This is a genomic window from Synechococcus sp. CB0101, from assembly GCF_000179235.2.
Lineage (GTDB): Bacteria > Cyanobacteriota > Cyanobacteriia > PCC-6307 > Cyanobiaceae > Vulcanococcus.
The window spans coordinates 301,923-316,079 of the sequence record NZ_CP039373.1 but is presented as its reverse complement, the minus strand read 5'-3'; the positions used below and the strand labels follow the sequence as shown (position 1 = coordinate 316,079).

General features: G+C 66.7%; 16 protein-coding genes. 11 read left to right on the top strand and 5 right to left on the bottom strand.

From position 1 onward, the window contains the following. Window positions 1-3 precede the first annotated feature (3 nt). Window positions 4-1,806: an ATP-dependent zinc metalloprotease FtsH gene (gene ftsH / locus CB0101_RS01740; protein ID WP_010309291.1), complete on the bottom strand. Its 1,803-nt coding sequence runs from the start codon at window positions 1,804-1,806 to the stop codon at window positions 4-6. An 88-nt stretch (window positions 1,807-1,894) separates the two neighbouring features. Here ftsH and rpmF point away from each other — a divergent pair, with 88 nt between their 5' ends. After that, complete coding sequence (gene rpmF / locus CB0101_RS01735; RefSeq protein ID WP_010309295.1) at window positions 1,895-2,071, top strand: 50S ribosomal protein L32; 177 nt, start codon at window positions 1,895-1,897, stop codon at window positions 2,069-2,071. Here rpmF and CB0101_RS01730 read toward each other — a convergent pair. The 3 genes from CB0101_RS01730 to CB0101_RS01720 are packed head-to-tail and all read right to left on the bottom strand — an operon-like array spanning window position 2,035 to window position 3,979. Continuing rightward, the gene (locus CB0101_RS01730) at window positions 2,035-2,883 is read right to left on the bottom strand and encodes a hypothetical protein (RefSeq protein WP_010309298.1); all 849 of its coding nucleotides are present in this window, start codon (window positions 2,881-2,883) and stop codon (window positions 2,035-2,037) included. The genes rpmF and CB0101_RS01730 overlap by 37 nt on opposite strands. Beyond that, complete coding sequence (locus CB0101_RS01725; protein WP_010309301.1) at window positions 2,880-3,221, bottom strand: DUF565 domain-containing protein; 342 nt, start codon at window positions 3,219-3,221, stop codon at window positions 2,880-2,882. The genes CB0101_RS01730 and CB0101_RS01725 overlap by 4 nt, the downstream gene beginning before the upstream one ends. Beyond that, complete coding sequence (locus tag CB0101_RS01720; RefSeq protein WP_043717696.1) at window positions 3,221-3,979, bottom strand: HAD-IA family hydrolase; 759 nt, start codon at window positions 3,977-3,979, stop codon at window positions 3,221-3,223. The genes CB0101_RS01725 and CB0101_RS01720 overlap by 1 nt, the downstream gene beginning before the upstream one ends. Before the next feature lie 89 nt (window positions 3,980-4,068). Between CB0101_RS01720 and recJ the strand changes: the two genes are divergently transcribed. Then, on the top strand, window positions 4,069-5,997 hold the full coding sequence (gene recJ, locus CB0101_RS01715) for a single-stranded-DNA-specific exonuclease RecJ (protein ID WP_050778782.1): 1,929 nt from the start codon (window positions 4,069-4,071) through the stop codon (window positions 5,995-5,997). 70 nt (window positions 5,998-6,067) lie between these two features. Here the strand turns inward: recJ and psb30 are convergent, their stop codons facing one another. After that, the gene (gene psb30, locus CB0101_RS01710) at window positions 6,068-6,196 is read right to left on the bottom strand and encodes a photosystem II reaction center protein Ycf12/Psb30 (RefSeq protein WP_246833802.1); all 129 of its coding nucleotides are present in this window, start codon (window positions 6,194-6,196) and stop codon (window positions 6,068-6,070) included. A gap of 87 nt (window positions 6,197-6,283) precedes the next feature. Between psb30 and CB0101_RS01705 the strand changes: the two genes are divergently transcribed. From CB0101_RS01705 to CB0101_RS01665, 9 genes are all read left to right on the top strand, one after another. After that, window positions 6,284-6,646, top strand: a complete 363-nt coding sequence (locus tag CB0101_RS01705; RefSeq protein WP_010309314.1) for a YkgJ family cysteine cluster protein — start codon at window positions 6,284-6,286, stop codon at window positions 6,644-6,646. A gap of 26 nt (window positions 6,647-6,672) precedes the next feature. Continuing rightward, on the top strand, window positions 6,673-7,026 hold the full coding sequence (locus CB0101_RS01700) for a TMEM165/GDT1 family protein (RefSeq protein ID WP_010309318.1): 354 nt from the start codon (window positions 6,673-6,675) through the stop codon (window positions 7,024-7,026). 34 nt (window positions 7,027-7,060) lie between these two features. Continuing rightward, window positions 7,061-7,459: a TMEM165/GDT1 family protein gene (locus tag CB0101_RS01695; protein WP_246833801.1), complete on the top strand. Its 399-nt coding sequence runs from the start codon at window positions 7,061-7,063 to the stop codon at window positions 7,457-7,459. A 5-nt stretch (window positions 7,460-7,464) separates the two neighbouring features. Then, on the top strand, window positions 7,465-9,774 hold the full coding sequence (locus CB0101_RS01690) for an RNB domain-containing ribonuclease (RefSeq protein WP_010309340.1): 2,310 nt from the start codon (window positions 7,465-7,467) through the stop codon (window positions 9,772-9,774). Window positions 9,775-9,778: 4 nt separating this feature from the next. Continuing rightward, on the top strand, window positions 9,779-10,408 hold the full coding sequence (locus CB0101_RS01685; protein WP_010309343.1) for a flavin prenyltransferase UbiX: 630 nt from the start codon (window positions 9,779-9,781) through the stop codon (window positions 10,406-10,408). A 12-nt stretch (window positions 10,409-10,420) separates the two neighbouring features. Beyond that, complete coding sequence (locus tag CB0101_RS01680) at window positions 10,421-10,951, top strand: hypothetical protein (protein WP_010309345.1); 531 nt, start codon at window positions 10,421-10,423, stop codon at window positions 10,949-10,951. Window positions 10,952-10,991: 40 nt separating this feature from the next. Next, window positions 10,992-11,423 carry a DUF2996 domain-containing protein gene (locus CB0101_RS01675; RefSeq protein WP_010309348.1) on the top strand — a complete coding sequence of 144 codons (432 nt, stop codon included), beginning with the start codon at window positions 10,992-10,994 and terminating at the stop codon, window positions 11,421-11,423. A gap of 97 nt (window positions 11,424-11,520) precedes the next feature. Then, window positions 11,521-12,615 (top strand): magnesium-protoporphyrin IX monomethyl ester (oxidative) cyclase, encoded by a 1,095-nt coding sequence (acsF, locus tag CB0101_RS01670; protein WP_010309353.1) that lies wholly within the window; start codon window positions 11,521-11,523, stop codon window positions 12,613-12,615. A 114-nt stretch (window positions 12,616-12,729) separates the two neighbouring features. Beyond that, on the top strand, window positions 12,730-14,157 hold the full coding sequence (locus tag CB0101_RS01665) for a TldD/PmbA family protein (RefSeq protein ID WP_010309357.1): 1,428 nt from the start codon (window positions 12,730-12,732) through the stop codon (window positions 14,155-14,157).

The following is a 14,157-nucleotide window of genomic DNA, read 5'->3' as shown; positions in this document are numbered from 1 at the left end:
ACCTCAGAGCGCAGCTGCGGGGCTGGGCTGCTGCTCATGGCGCTCCACCAGGGCTGTGAACTCAGCGCCATCGATGGTTTCGCGCTGAATCAACAGCTCCACGAGCTCATCCATCAGCGCGCGGCGGGGCGTGAGCAGGGCCACGGCCTGATCGAGGGAAGCGCGGGCCAGCCGCTGCACCTGAGCATCGATGCGGTTGCCCGTTTCCTGGGAGTAATGGGGATCCGAGCGCAACCAATCACGACCGAGAAACACCTCGTGGCCCTCCCCCTCCAGCGACACGGGCCCCAGCGAGGAGAAGCCATAGCGCGTGACCATCTCACGGCCGATGCGGCTCACCATCTCCAGATCGCCAGCCGCTCCTTGGGTGACCTCACTGGGGCCGAAGACCACGAGCTCCGCGGCCCGGCCGCCCATGGCCACCACCAGGCGGGCCTGGAGGTAGGCCTTACTGATCAGGCCTGAATCGAGCACATCCTCATCAGGCATGGTGCGGGCGAAGCCCCCCACACCACCCGCGCGGGGCAACAGGGTGACCTTGTCGAGCCGATCCGCGGCGGGCAACAGCGTGGTGAGCAGGGCATGGCCGATCTCGTGATACGCGATCAACCGCTTCTTGGCGCTGTCCTGCAAAGGGGCGGCGGTGAGGCCCATGGTGATGCGCTCGAGGGCATCACCCATGGCGCTGTCATCGATGCAGCTGCGCTCCCGCCGGGCCGTGAGGATCGCGGCTTCGTTGAGCAGATTGGAGAGATCAGCGCCGGAGAAACCGGGCGTGCGGCTGGCCCAATCCGCCAACGACACCTCAGGATCGAGGGGCCTGCTGCGGGCATGAACCGCCAGGATCGCCTCGCGCCCGCGGCGATCGGGCAGATCCACGTGAATGCGGCGATCAAAGCGCCCGGGACGCATCAAGGCCGTATCCAGCACATCGGGGCGATTGGTGGCCGCCAAGAGAATCACGCCGGAGTTGTCGGCGAAGCCATCCATCTCGGTGAGCAGCTGGTTGAGGGTCTGCTCCCGTTCGTCGTTGCCACCACCGATGCCGGCGCCGCGCTGGCGGCCCACCGCATCGATTTCATCGATGAACACGATGCAGGGGGCTTTCTCTTTGGCCTGGCGGAACAGATCGCGCACGCGGCTGGCCCCAACCCCCACAAACAACTCCACAAACTCCGAAGCCGCCATCGAGAAGAAGGGCACCCCTGCTTCTCCGGCAATCGCCTTGGCCAACAGGGTTTTGCCGGTGCCCGGCGGGCCCACCAGCAGCACCCCTTTCGGAATCCGCGCCCCCACAGCCGTGAAGCGCTCCGGCTCCTTCAGGAAGGCCACCACCTCCTGCAGCTCTTCCTTGGCTTCCTGAATACCGGCCACATCTTCAAAGCGCACCGGCACCGCCGCTTCGCTTTGCACCATGCGCGCCTTGCTGCGACCGAAGCCCATCGCCCGATTGGCCACCTGGGCCGAACGCCGCAGCAGCAACGCCAGGCCCCCGAAGAGGAGCAACAGCAGCAACCCGTTCGACACCAGGCTGGCCGTCGCCTGGTCTTGACGCTCATCCCGCACCGTGAGAGGCACCCGCGCATCCTGAGCCGTGCGCAACAACACCTGGTCGTTGCTGAACACCGGCACGGTGACCTGTTTGCCATCGGTGTAGGTGACCTTCACCTGCCGCTGGCCAGGGGAGAGGAGCAACTCCTTCACCGATCCAGCACGCAACTGTTGGAGCAGCTGGGTGTAGCTGGGCTGCGGAGCGCGCGCCAGGCCCAGATCAACCGGCAGATCAGAAGAAACGCTGCTGCTCACACCGATCTAAATCTTGGAATTGAGCTTAGCGATTTGACGAAAGGGAAGGCGGCAATGGAAACTCTTGGTTTGGCTGAAATCAAGCGGGATGGCTGTTCCCAAGAAGAAAACGTCCAAGGGCAAGCGCAACCAGCGCCATGCCACCTGGAAGGGCAAGGCTGCCATTGCCGCCCAAAAGGCTCTCTCGATCGGTAAGGCCGTGCTGAGCGGTCGCGCTCAGGGCTTCGTCTACCCCGTGGCCGAAGACGAAACCGAGCAGGGCTGAGCCCAGCGCGCCAGGGCAGCCTCACCGCTGCCCTCCCACACACATCGCCTGCGTTGATCCAGCACCCGCACGCTGTTGGCCAGTGCCAGCACGGGTTGCTGATACAGATCAGGTGGCAGCGACTGCAATGTGGCCGTAACCAGACGGTCGAGCTCCGCAGCGGGCATCCAGCCCCCACCGTTGCGCCGCTGCCGCGCTTCAGCCTGGAGCCGCCAGCGGCGCGGCCAGCGCCAGCTGTTGGGCCACAGCATGACCACATGGTCGAGCTCTTGCCATAGCGGCAGGTAGGCCTCCAACGCTTGGTTGCAGCGCCGCCACCAATCCAGCTCCGCGGCGCTGAAGCGAGCCTGCAACGCCAGTGAGGCTTGCTCCGGATCCGGCACGGGACTGCAGGCGAGCATCCAGCCCTCGAGCAGCAGCGCATCGGCAGGCCCGCGCCAGGGCTCCACGCGATCGCCCTGGCCATTGCACAGGGTTTTATCGAAGCGGGGCAGCTCGAGGATTCGATCAGCGGCAGCGCGCCAGCTGATCACCCCCTGCCGCAGCGCCTCAGGCTCATGGCTACCGGGGGGTACGCGATTGACTCCATAGGGATTGCCCTCCATGGCAGCCAGCCGTTGCGGCCAGGGCAGATAGGCATCGTCGATCGAGGCCACCGCCAATTGCAGATCAGCAGCAGCAAACAGATGCTGGAGGCGCCGAGCGAGGGTGCTTTTGCCGGCACCCACTGGCCCGTTCAAGCCGATCACCGGGCGCTGGCCGCTGCGGATCTGCTGCTGACACCAATGCAGCAGTTGCTCCTCCAGGCTCATGAACCGAGCTTGAACGCTTCCAGCACCACGGCATAGACCACGCCCAGGCGCAGGTTGTCGGTCACGATCCAACCCAGACCGGGCCGCTCCCCCACCAGGCGGGTGCGCAGCCGCACAAGCACTTCCAACAGCACCACCAGCATCAGCACCACAACGGGCCGCTGGCCCACCCGCTCCAACCAAAGCGCTGTGATGTTCTCGCCGGCATAGAACCCCAACAGCAGCGCCAGCACCGCCAAGCTGCGGCGGCGCCAGCTGCCCCGAAATCCACCGAACAGCAGCTCGCCCGCTCGGCGTTGCACGCCATCAAAGCGAGTGCGCTGGAGCGGAAGCGTCATCAGGCGGCCAGCAGCTGCTGCAGATAGGAGAGCGTGATCCAGCCCTGGGGGCAAGCCGGTCCGCGTTGCACCGTGAGGAACTGGTGCGGCTCACCGAGGTGATCCAGCTCCACCGCCGCTGCCGCAAACGCCTCAGGGGCTTCGGTGGCACTGGCGCCGCTGCGGGTCACCAGGGTGGTGAGGCCGGCACCGGTGGCAGCCGCCACACCATTGCCGGAATCCTCCAGGGCGATCACACCAGCCGCAGGCAGATCCAGCAGGGAAAGGGCTCGGGCATAGGCCGCCGGATCGGGCTTTTTGCGCGGCACATCCTCCCCGCACACCCACAGGGCAAAACAAGCGGCGTGATCCGGCAATAACCGATCCAGCAGCGCCTGCACGGCCGTGCGGCCGCTGGTGGTGACGATGGCCTGAACCAGGCCCGCTGCCGCAGCGCTACGAATCATGCGCTCCACCCCGGGGCGCAGCTGCAGCGCGCCCTGCGCCACCAGGTCGTTGTAGTGGCGCTGCTTCGCCGCCTGCAGCTGCTCCACCCGCTCTGGGGCTGGAGCGACCCCATCCACCTGGGTCAGAAACGCAGCGATGCGCTCGCGGCCGCCACTGATCCGAACCAAACGCTGATACGCGGGCACATCCCAGTGCCAAGGCAGGCCGGCATCGGCAAAGGCGCGATTGAACGCGCGGCGATGGCCATCCAGCTCGGTTTCGGCGAGGGTGCCGTCCACATCCCAGAGCAGCGCCGCCAGCTCCGCCGCCATGGCCACCACCGCAAGGGCCTGCAGGTTACGGAGACGCGGCGATCCACCAGCCCAGGCCGTGCCTCCCGGGGCGGCGCCCCTCACAATGGATGCGGTCTGCCCCCCCGGCGTTGCTCCCTCAACCCTCCGAGCAGCGCTGGCAGTTGCCGGCACCGGTTCAGATCGATCCCCAGCTGCGCAGCAGCGGGCTGTGCGATCCACTGCTGGCGGTGCTGCAGCGACGCGGCTACGGCGATCCTGAGGCGATCGCAGCCTTGCTTGAGCCGGCGCCAGCGCCAGATCCGCGCCGCCATTTCCCCGATCTGGGCAAAGCGGTGCAGCGCCTGCGCCTGGCCTGCAAACAGGGCGAGCGCCTGGCGATCTGCGGCGACTACGACGCCGACGGCATGACCAGCACAGCGCTGCTGGTGGGCGTGCTGCGTCACCTCGGCGCCCAACCCCAGGCGGAGATCCCCAGCCGGCTCGACGACGGCTACGGCCTGAACACCGGGATGGTGGAGCGTCTGGCCGAAGAAGGCATTCGCCTGCTGGTGACGGTGGACAACGGCGTCGCCGCCCGCGAGGCCCTGTTGCGGGCCGAAGCCCTGGAGATGGACGTGGTCGTGACCGACCACCACACCCTGCCGGAGGAGCTGCCGCCCCTGATGGCACTGCTGCATCCGGCCTGCACCCCTGAACACTCGCCTTACCGCGGCCTGGCTGGAGTGGGGCTGGCCTACGTGCTGGCCATGGCGCTGGCGCGCAACTGCCGCTCCGAACAGGGGCTGGCCATGGCCCGCGATCTGTTCTGCATCGGCACCATCGCCGACATGGCTCCCCTGCAGGGGGTGAACCGGCGTTGGTTGATCGATGGCCTACCGGGCCTCAAGCGCAGCGGGCTGGCGGGTCTACAGGCCCTGCAACAGGTGGCCGGTCTCGAGGATGCCCCCGTGGATGCCGGTGCCGTGGGCTTTCAGATCGCACCCCGCATCAACGCGGTGGGGCGGCTTGGGGATCCGCAGCTCGTGGTGGATCTGCTCACCACGGCCGATGAGAAAGAAGCCCTGGAACTGGCTCGCCAATGCGAACAGCTCAATCGCCAGCGCCGCGACCTCTGCGATGCGATCGAAGCGGAGGCACGCGCCCTGGTGGACGCCGACGGCGATCAGCGCAGCCCCTTCCTGCTGCTGGCCCAGAGCCATTGGCACCACGGCGTGATCGGCATCGTGGCGGCCCGGCTGGTGGATGCCTTCGGGTTGCCGGTGGCCCTGCTGGCCTCCGAAGGGGATGGCCGCCTGCGAGCCTCCGTGCGGGCACCCCGAGGCTTTGCAGTGGATGCCGCGCTGCAGGCCTGCAGCGATCTGCTGGAGCGCCATGGCGGCCATCCAGCCGCCGGAGGCTTCACGGTGCGGGCCGAACAGATCACCGCCCTGCATGAGCGCCTCAATGCCCGGGCCGAGACCTGGCTCCAGCAGCAGGGCGGCCTGCGGCTGGTGGAACCGGAAGCGCTGGTGCAACTTCAGGAGATCACCCCCCAGTTCTGGCAGCAACTGCAGCGGCTTGAACCCTTTGGCAGCGGCCATCCGGCACCGCTGTTCTGGAGCAGCCGCTGCCGCATCAGCCAGCAGCGGCTGCTGCGCGGCGGCCATCTGCAACTCACCTTGCGCCAGGGCGATGCGGTGATCCGCGCCATCGCCTGGCGTTGGGGCAACGACGAGCAGCAGCTACCCAAGGAGGTGGATGTGGCCTTTCAGCTGCGTCTGAATCGCTGGAATGGCACCGAGCAACTTCAGCTCGAGATCGCTGCGCTGCGGGCCAGCTCAGGGGATGGTCTGGTGCTGGAGCGTTGCAACCGCCGCTACTGGGTGAGCCGCGAGGGCGATGCGCTGGTGATTCGCAATGCAGCCGGTGAGGAGCTGCGCGGACTCCCGGATCCGATGGGCGGCTGCGCCGTGAACAGCGATCACCCCCAAGGCACCCATCCCTACGTGCAGGCGTTACTGCAAGACGCTGCTATGGCCATGGGTTTGGCAGCCTGATCGCTTCACAGCAAAAACCCCAGACCCGCCTGGGCCTGGGGTGTGCAGCGATGCGCTTCTCGGCGTGCGATCAGAGGGCGCCGCGGCGGTAGAAGAGGATGAAGATCACGGCGGGGCCGACGATCGTGATCAGGAACAGGGCCGCAAAGTTGGCGATCAGATGGAAATCGATTCCCATGGGAGAGCGGCTCTGCAGCAAGAACGGTCGTGCTCAAGATTACGGTGCCCACCGCTGCGCAAGCGGCGTTGCTGCAAGCTGCTGTGACGGGTTGTCACAGCTTGAGCGATGAGCGAAACGCTGCACTGGCGCTGCATCAGCGGCTGTGGGTCGTGCTGCCGGCTGGATCCTGGCGAACGCAATGAAGCGCTAGATGCCCTCAACCCCGAACAGCAGCAGCAATACCTGGAGATGGTGGGCCCCGATGGCTGGTGCATCCACTACGACACCGGCTCCAGCAGCTGCCGCATCTATGAGGAGCGGCCCTTCTTCTGCCGTGTGGAGAATCTCGCAGGGCTCTTCGGTGTGGAACCCGATGAAGCCAATGCGTTCGCCATCGCCTGCTGCCGGCAGCAGATCCGCTGCGAACACGGCGGTCGTGGCATGGTGATGAAGCGTTTCGAGCAGGCGATCCGCCAGCCGGCTCCCTGAAATCCGCGCCACCTTCCGCTCAGCCGATGGCCGACCCCAGCGACGCGCCCAGCAACGAGACACCAACCGACGCCAACAAAGCCGGCAGCTTTGGGGCGGTGTTTCTCACCACCTTCACCACGGTGTTCCTGGCGGAACTGGGCGACAAAACCCAGTTGGCAGCACTGCTGCTCTCCGCGGAATCCGGAAGGCCTGTGCTGGTGTTTGTGGGCGCCTCGCTCGCTCTGATCAGCTCCAGCCTGGTGGGCGTGCTGCTGGGCCGTTGGCTCTCTCGGGTGCTGCCGCCGCAACAGCTGGAGCGCCTCGCCGGAATCCTGATGATCGGCCTGGGCCTGTGGCTTGGCCGCCAGGCCGCCATGAGCATGTTTCCCCTCTCCTGATCGTTTGCTGCCGTTACCCCAACACGCCTAAGCCATGGAATTGCCCCTTCTCGCCTCCACCTTCGCCACAGTTTTCCTGGCGGAGCTGGGCGATAAAACGCAGCTGGCGATCGTGACCATCAGCGGCACCTCCAGCCGCAGCGGCGCGGTGTTTGCCGGTAGTTCAGCGGCGCTGGTGCTCGCCAGCCTGCTGGGCGCCGGAGCGGGGGGATCCCTCTCCGCCGTGATCCCCCCCGATGCCTTGCAGTTGGCCGCCTCGGTGGGATTCCTGGTGATCGGCACGCGCCTGTTGCTGAAGGCCGGCAGCGAAACCGAGGCCAACGCATTGATCGCGATCCTAGATTTGGGAGTTCGTGCAGTTCCGGGGGCGTTGGCCGTCTCCAGAACCAGGCACCCAGATCGTCGGGGCGTTATGGCCACCGATGCCCCCTGAAGATCATGAAATTCACGGTCGCCGACCTGATCGACCAGCTGCCCGCCCAGGAGCAGTGCAGCCTCAGCTCCCTGGAAAAGGCCCTGGGGCTCAGCAGCAAAGCCGATCAGGCACAACTGCGCATCGCCCTCACCGCCCTGGTGCGCGTGGGCGTGCTCGAAGAAACCGATGCGGGCATCAGCCGCGTCGACGATGAAGGGCTGATCGAAGCCCGCCTGCGCTGCAGCAGCAAAGGCTTCTGCTTCGCCCTGCGGAACGACGGCGGCGAAGACATCTACATCCGCGACAACCAGCTCAACCACGCCTGGAATGGCGACCGGGTGCTGGTGCGCATCACCCGCGAAGGAGGCCGGCGCCGCTCACCCGAAGGGGGTGTGCAATGCATCCTGGAGCGCAGCACCACCAGCCTGCTCGCTCAGGTGGAGCAGCAGAACGAGCGCCTGCTCGCGGTTCCCCTCGATGATCGGCTGCTGGCCAGCATCGAGCTGCCCGCCAGCGACAGCCAATACCTCACCCCGGCCGATGAAGCCGTGGTGGAGGTGAAGGTGGATCGTTACCCGGTGGGGCAACTGCCCTCCCAGGGACATGTGGCCCGCAGCCTGCCTGTGAATGCCGGTCCAGAAGCCGATCTTGACCTGCTGATCACCAAGCACGGGCTGCGCGATCAACCGGCCGCACCGAAAGCCACCCTCAAGAGCCTCGAAGCCAAAGAGCGCGACGACCTCACCGCCCTGCCCACCCTGCTGCTGCAGCCGTGGAGCAGCGCCGAAGCGCCGATCCTTCCGGCGGTGTCGCTGGAGAGCACCGAGAGCGGCCAGCGGCTGTGGGTGCATGCCCCTGCCGTGGCTGAACGCCTCGGCTTCGCCAGCGCCCTCGACCTGCACCTGCGCGAGCAGGCAGAAGCCCTCTGCCTCGGCAGCAGCTGGCTGCCGCTGCTCACCCCTGCGCTCACCAAAGCGGCCGCCTTCAAACCCGGCAACAGCGAGGCAGCGCTCTCGGTGGTGCTCGACCTCAACGCCGAAGGCCAGCTGGAGCACTACCGCTTCTGCCGCAGCACCATCAAGGTGGATGGCGTTGTGGATGCCAAGGCCCTGCAGGCCCTAGCTGAGCGCAAACCGAAGGCCCGCACCACCCCAGCCGCCCTCAAAGCCCTCAAGGATCAGCTGCCCCTGCTGGAGCAACTGATCGCCCTGGCCCAGCAGTTGCGTCAGCAACGCCTGGCCAGCGGCTCGATCGATCTGGATCTGGCGATGCCGGCGATCGACGATCTCGGCGATCTGGCCATTCCCGAACCGGATGAAAGCCGCCAGGGTTGGCTGGTGCAGCTGGATCCAGCCACCGAACCCTCAGGCCTGTTGCGGGAACTGGTGATCCCCGCCCATCGCGCCCTCGGACGCCACCTGGCCGCCCTCGAGCTGCCGGCGATCTTTGCCGTGAATCCAGCCCCCGATACGGAGGCCCTCAACGATGTGGCCAAGGCGGCCTTAGCCCTGGAGATTCCCCTGGAGCTGTCTGCCGATGGCAACGCCACCGCCCAGGAACTGGCTCAGGCCTTCGCCGGCAGCGATCGCTGCCGTGTACTCCAGCAGCAACTGCGCGAACCGCTCAAGCCCGTCACCTTCAGCAGCGAGGCCGGTGCCAATGCCGTGGCGGGTGAACCCGTCGCCCTGGCCCCCTGGTGCTGCCCCGGCCTGCACTACGCCGACCTCTGGAACCAGCACGTGCTCAGCCTGCTGCTGAGCGAAGGCAAAGACCGGCCATCGGTGCGCCACAAGACCCGCGTCGACATCGCCGGCGACAGCAGCCACGGCTTGATCGACTGGCCGCTCATGCCCCCCAGCCAGATCCAACCGCTCGAGGAGGGCCGCAGCACGGCACTGTTGCACCGTCTGAATGGGCGCTGCCGCTTCGCCGCCGAGCTGCAGAACGACGCCCTGGCCATGGCCCAGGCTCGCCAGGCCGAGCCGCTGGTGGGTCAGACCCTGACCGGCGTGATCAGCGGTGTGCAGAGCTACGGCTTCTTCGTGGAGGTGCCCCCCTCCCAGGTGGAGGGCCTGGTGCATGTGAGCTCCCTCAAGGACGACTGGTACGAGTACCGCTCGCGCCAGAACCGCCTGGTGGGCCGCAAGAACCGCCGCACCTACATGCTTGGAGATGCCGTTGAGGTGACCATCCAAAAGGTGGATGTGCTGCGTCACCAGATCGATCTGGCGGTGGTGCTCCCCGAGGGCTACGAGGAATACGTGCCCGATAGCGACGGCGATCACGGTGCTGACGACAACGGCGCTGACGACAGCGACGCCGGCGAGGAGTGAACGCTTGAGCCACCCTCAGGGGCACGATCCGATTGTGTTGGCCGTCTCGGGGGCGAGCGCCCAGCCCTTGGCCCAGCGTGCCCTGCAGTTGTTGCTGCAGGCCGAGGAACGGGTCGAGCTGGTGGTGAGCCGCGGTGCCATCGGCGTCTGGCAAGCGGAGCTGGGTGTGCGGGTCCCGAGCGAACCCGACGCCCAGGAGCGTTTCTGGCGCGAGCGCACCGGCTGCGAGAGCGGCTCCCTGCGCTGCCACCGCTGGAACGATCAAGCCACCGGCATCGCCAGCGGCAGCTATCGCACCCGGGGGATGGTGATCCTGCCCTGCTCGATGGGCGCCGTAGGCCGGATCGCCTCCGGTGTGGCCACCGATCTGCTCGAACGCTGCGCCGATGTGCACCTCAAGGAAGGGCGGCCGCTGGTGATCTGCCCGCGAGAAACCCCCTGGAACCTGGTGCACCTCCGCAACCTCACGGCCCTGGCCGAAGCCGGTGCCCGCATCGCGCCACCCGTGCCGGCCTGGTACCACCAGCCCACCAGCATTGAAGAGATGGTGGACTTTCTCGTGATCCGGGTGTTCGATTGCCTCGGCTATGACCTGGGCAACCTGCAGCGCTGGAGCGGCCCGATCCAGTCCTGAGCCCTGCCCCCTGTGCCTGTGCTGCAACGCCTCCTGCTGGTTCCGCTGCTCTCCCCCCTGCTGGCGGTGCTGCTGGTGTCGGCCATCAACCCGAGACCCGGCGTGAGCGTGCGGCTCCTCACCTGGAGCTCACCGGCCTGGCCCCTCGGCGGCTGGCTGGCCGCCGCCGCAGGCCTGGGGGCGGCGATGAGCGCTGGCGGCACAGCCCTGGCCCTGCAAGGTCAGGTCGCAGCTGTGGCACCGCGCCGCCAGGTGCGCCGGCGAAGCGATGACGAACGCGACGACTGGCAGGAATCGCGCAGCGAGCCAGCCCGTTCCAATGGGTCGACCAGCGATTCCGCTCAGCGCCCGTTTGCCTGGGCTGGCCCGGCTCGCAGTGCCGGCGAACCAGCACCGACGGTGTCGGTTCCATTCCGGGTGATCCGCAAGGGATCATCAGCGGCCGGCAGCACCCAAGCCGTCAAGAGCCCAGCACCGGCCCAAGCCCCAGCCCCCACAGACGACAACAGCGACTGGAACACCGCGCTCAGCGAGGACTGGTGATCTCTAAAGTTCGCCTGCGTCTTCCCCGAGGCCTGCGACGGTGACCGATTCCGCCCAGCCAGCCCAGGCCAAGCCCGCTGAAGCGGCCCCCGCCAAGCCGGCCAAACCCCCGGCACCGGAGGACAAGCCTTTTGCCGACTTCGTCCCCAACCTGCTGATCCCGGCCATCGCCAAGGAGATCGAGGCCTACGGCGGCCCTGCCTGTGAGCTGCGCTTTGAGCAGGGGCCGATGCCCGTGGTGGGCAGCCCCTGCTGGATGGTGGTGGGCGAGCTCCCCCAGGCCCGCCGCTTCTGGCTGTGCTTCACCAGCGATGCGATCAGCTCCGCCAAAACCATTGCCGTGGCCGAAGCCGGCGCCGAGCCCAGCCTCCTGGAGTCGTTCCTGATCGACGAGAAGAAGATGACCCTGGCGCTGCTGGTGTCGCGTCTGGTGCAACGCCTGAACGGCCAGAAGTGGCTGGGGGCCAACTAAGCCCCTCGCCAGAAGCTCAGTTCCAGCTGGTGAAGCTGAGCCTCAGCACCACCGCGGGTCCCCCTACGATGGAGCTTCCGTCCGTAGACCCATCCCGATGGTGCCTCCAGCCGTTGCTACGCCCGATACCGCAACAGCCATCGGCACACCCGACGCGCCGGCCATCAAAGACCCGGTGAAGGACACGATCCTCACCCCGCGCTTCTACACCACGGATTTCGAGGCCATGGCGGCCATGGACCTCAGCCCCAACGAGGCTGAGCTCGAGGCCATCTGCGAAGAATTCCGCAAGGACTACAACCGCCACCACTTCGTTCGCAACGAAGAATTCGAAGGCGCCGCCGACAAGCTCGATCCCGACACCCGCCGGGTGTTTGTGGAGTTTCTCGAGCAGAGCTGCACCTCCGAGTTCTCTGGCTTCTTGCTTTACAAGGAGCTGAGCCGCCGCATCAAAGAGAAGAACCCACTGCTGGCCGAGTGTTTCGCCCACATGGCCCGCGATGAGGCCCGCCATGCCGGTTTCCTCAACAAAGCGATGAGCGATTTCGGGCTGCAGCTCGACCTCGGCTTCCTCACCGCCAGCAAGGCCTATACCTACTTCAAGCCGGAATACATCTTCTACGCCACCTACCTGAGCGAGAAGATCGGCTACTGGCGCTATATCGCCATCTTCCGCCACCTCGAGAAGAACCCTGACAGCAAGATCTTCCCGATCTTCAGTTTCTTCGAGAACTGGTGCCAGGACGAGAACCGCCACGGCGACTTCTTCGACGCCCTGATGAAGGCACAGCCCAAGAGCGTGACCGGCCTGCGTGCCCGCCTGTGGTGCCGCTTCTTCCTGCTGGCCGTGTTCGCCACCATGTACGTGCGCGACGTGGCCCGCAAGGAGTTCTACGAAGCCCTTGGCCTCGATGCCCGCGAGTACGACAAGTACGTGATCGCCAAAACCAACGAGACCTCCGCTCGGGTCTTCCCGGTGGTGCTCAACGTGGACCATCCGAAGTTTTACGAGGGTCTCGAGCAGCTGGTGCGCAACAACAACGAGCTGGCTGCCGCCGACGCGAGCAACGCCATTGCGCCGGTGAAGCTGCTGCGCAAGCTGCCTTACTGGGTGGCCAACGCCGCTGAGATGGCCAAGCTCTTCCTGATGAGCCCGATCCGCAGCGAGCAGTTCCAGCCGGCCGTGCGCTGATCTCTCGAACCTGCCTCTGCGCTGAAGGCCCCAGCCCCTGTGGCTGGGGCCTTTTTGCTAGGAAATCAACAGCTTCAAGCCCGGTAGGGCTCCACCCTCACCACCCGCAACCGCGTGATCGCTGCAGCACCGCCAACCACTGGCGTCCTCGATAGCCACTGGAGCCCAGCCCTGGAAGATCTGCTGGCCAGCGGCCGTGCCGCCGGGGCCGATCTGGTGGAAGTGTTCCTCGAGCGCACCGATCACCTCGGCGTTCTGGCTGAGCAAGACACGATCACCAGCGTGACCCCCGCCTTCGGCATGGGAGCCGGGATCCGGGTGTTCCTGGGCAAGCGCGATGGCTTCGTGAGCACCAACGACCTGAGCCCCGCCGGCCTGCGCCGCGCCCTCGAGCAAGCGCTGGGCATGCTCGGCTTGGCCACCAGTGCCAACGGCCGCAGCAGCTTTGACGGTCTGCCGGCGCTGCGGGATTTCGCCGCCAGCAAGGGTGACTGGCTGCAGCGCTGCCCCCAGATCCAGGAGGCCACCGCCCGCCTGCTGGAGGGCACCGATCAACTACAGCGCCAGGGCAGCCACCTGCAGGCGCGCCGCGGCAGCTATGCCCGCGACTGGCAAGAGGTGCTGGTGGCAGCCAGCGATGGCACCTTCGGCCGCGACATTCGCCTGCACCAATCGGTGGGGCTAAACGTGCTGGCCGCCGATGGTGAACACCGCGCCGGCGTCGGCCGTCGCTACGGCACCTCCGATCAACCTGATGATCTGCGCCGCTGGGATGCCACGGCGTCTGCCGCGGAGGTGTGCGGCAGTGCCGGCACGATGCTCTATGCCGACTACGTGGAAGCCGGCCAGATGCCGGCAGTGCTCGCCAACCGCTTCGGTGGCGTGATCTTCCATGAAGCCTGCGGCCACCTGCTGGAAACCACCCAGGTGGAACGGGGCACCACCCCCTTCGCCGAACGGGTGGGTGAGTCGATTGCCCATGAGGCCGTCACCGCCATCGATGAAGGCCTCACCGGTGGCGCCTTTGGCTCCCTGTCGATGGACGACGAGGGCATGGAAGCCCAACGCACGGTGCTGATCCAGAACGGCGTGCTGCAGCGCTTCATCAGCGACCGCGCCGGTGAACTGCGCACCGGCCATGCCCGCACCGGCAGCGGCCGCCGCCAGAGCCACACGTTTGCGGCCGCCAGCCGCATGCGCAACACCTATATCGATGCCGGGCCGCACACGCCCGAGCAGCTAATCGCCTCGGTGGACAAGGGCCTCTACTGCAAATCCATGGGCGGCGGCAGCGTGGGCCCGACCGGCCAGTTCAACTTCGCGGTAGAGGAGGGGTACCTGATCGAGAACGGCCAACTCACCAAGCCGGTGAAGGGCGCCACCTTGATCGGCGAAGCCAAGGAGGTGATGCCGCGCATCTCCATGTGCGCCAACGACCTCGAACTCGCTGCCGGCTTCTGCGGCTCTGTGAGCGGCAGCATTTTTGTCACCGTGGGCCAACCCCACATCAAGGTGGATTCGATCACCGTGGGAGGCCGTTGA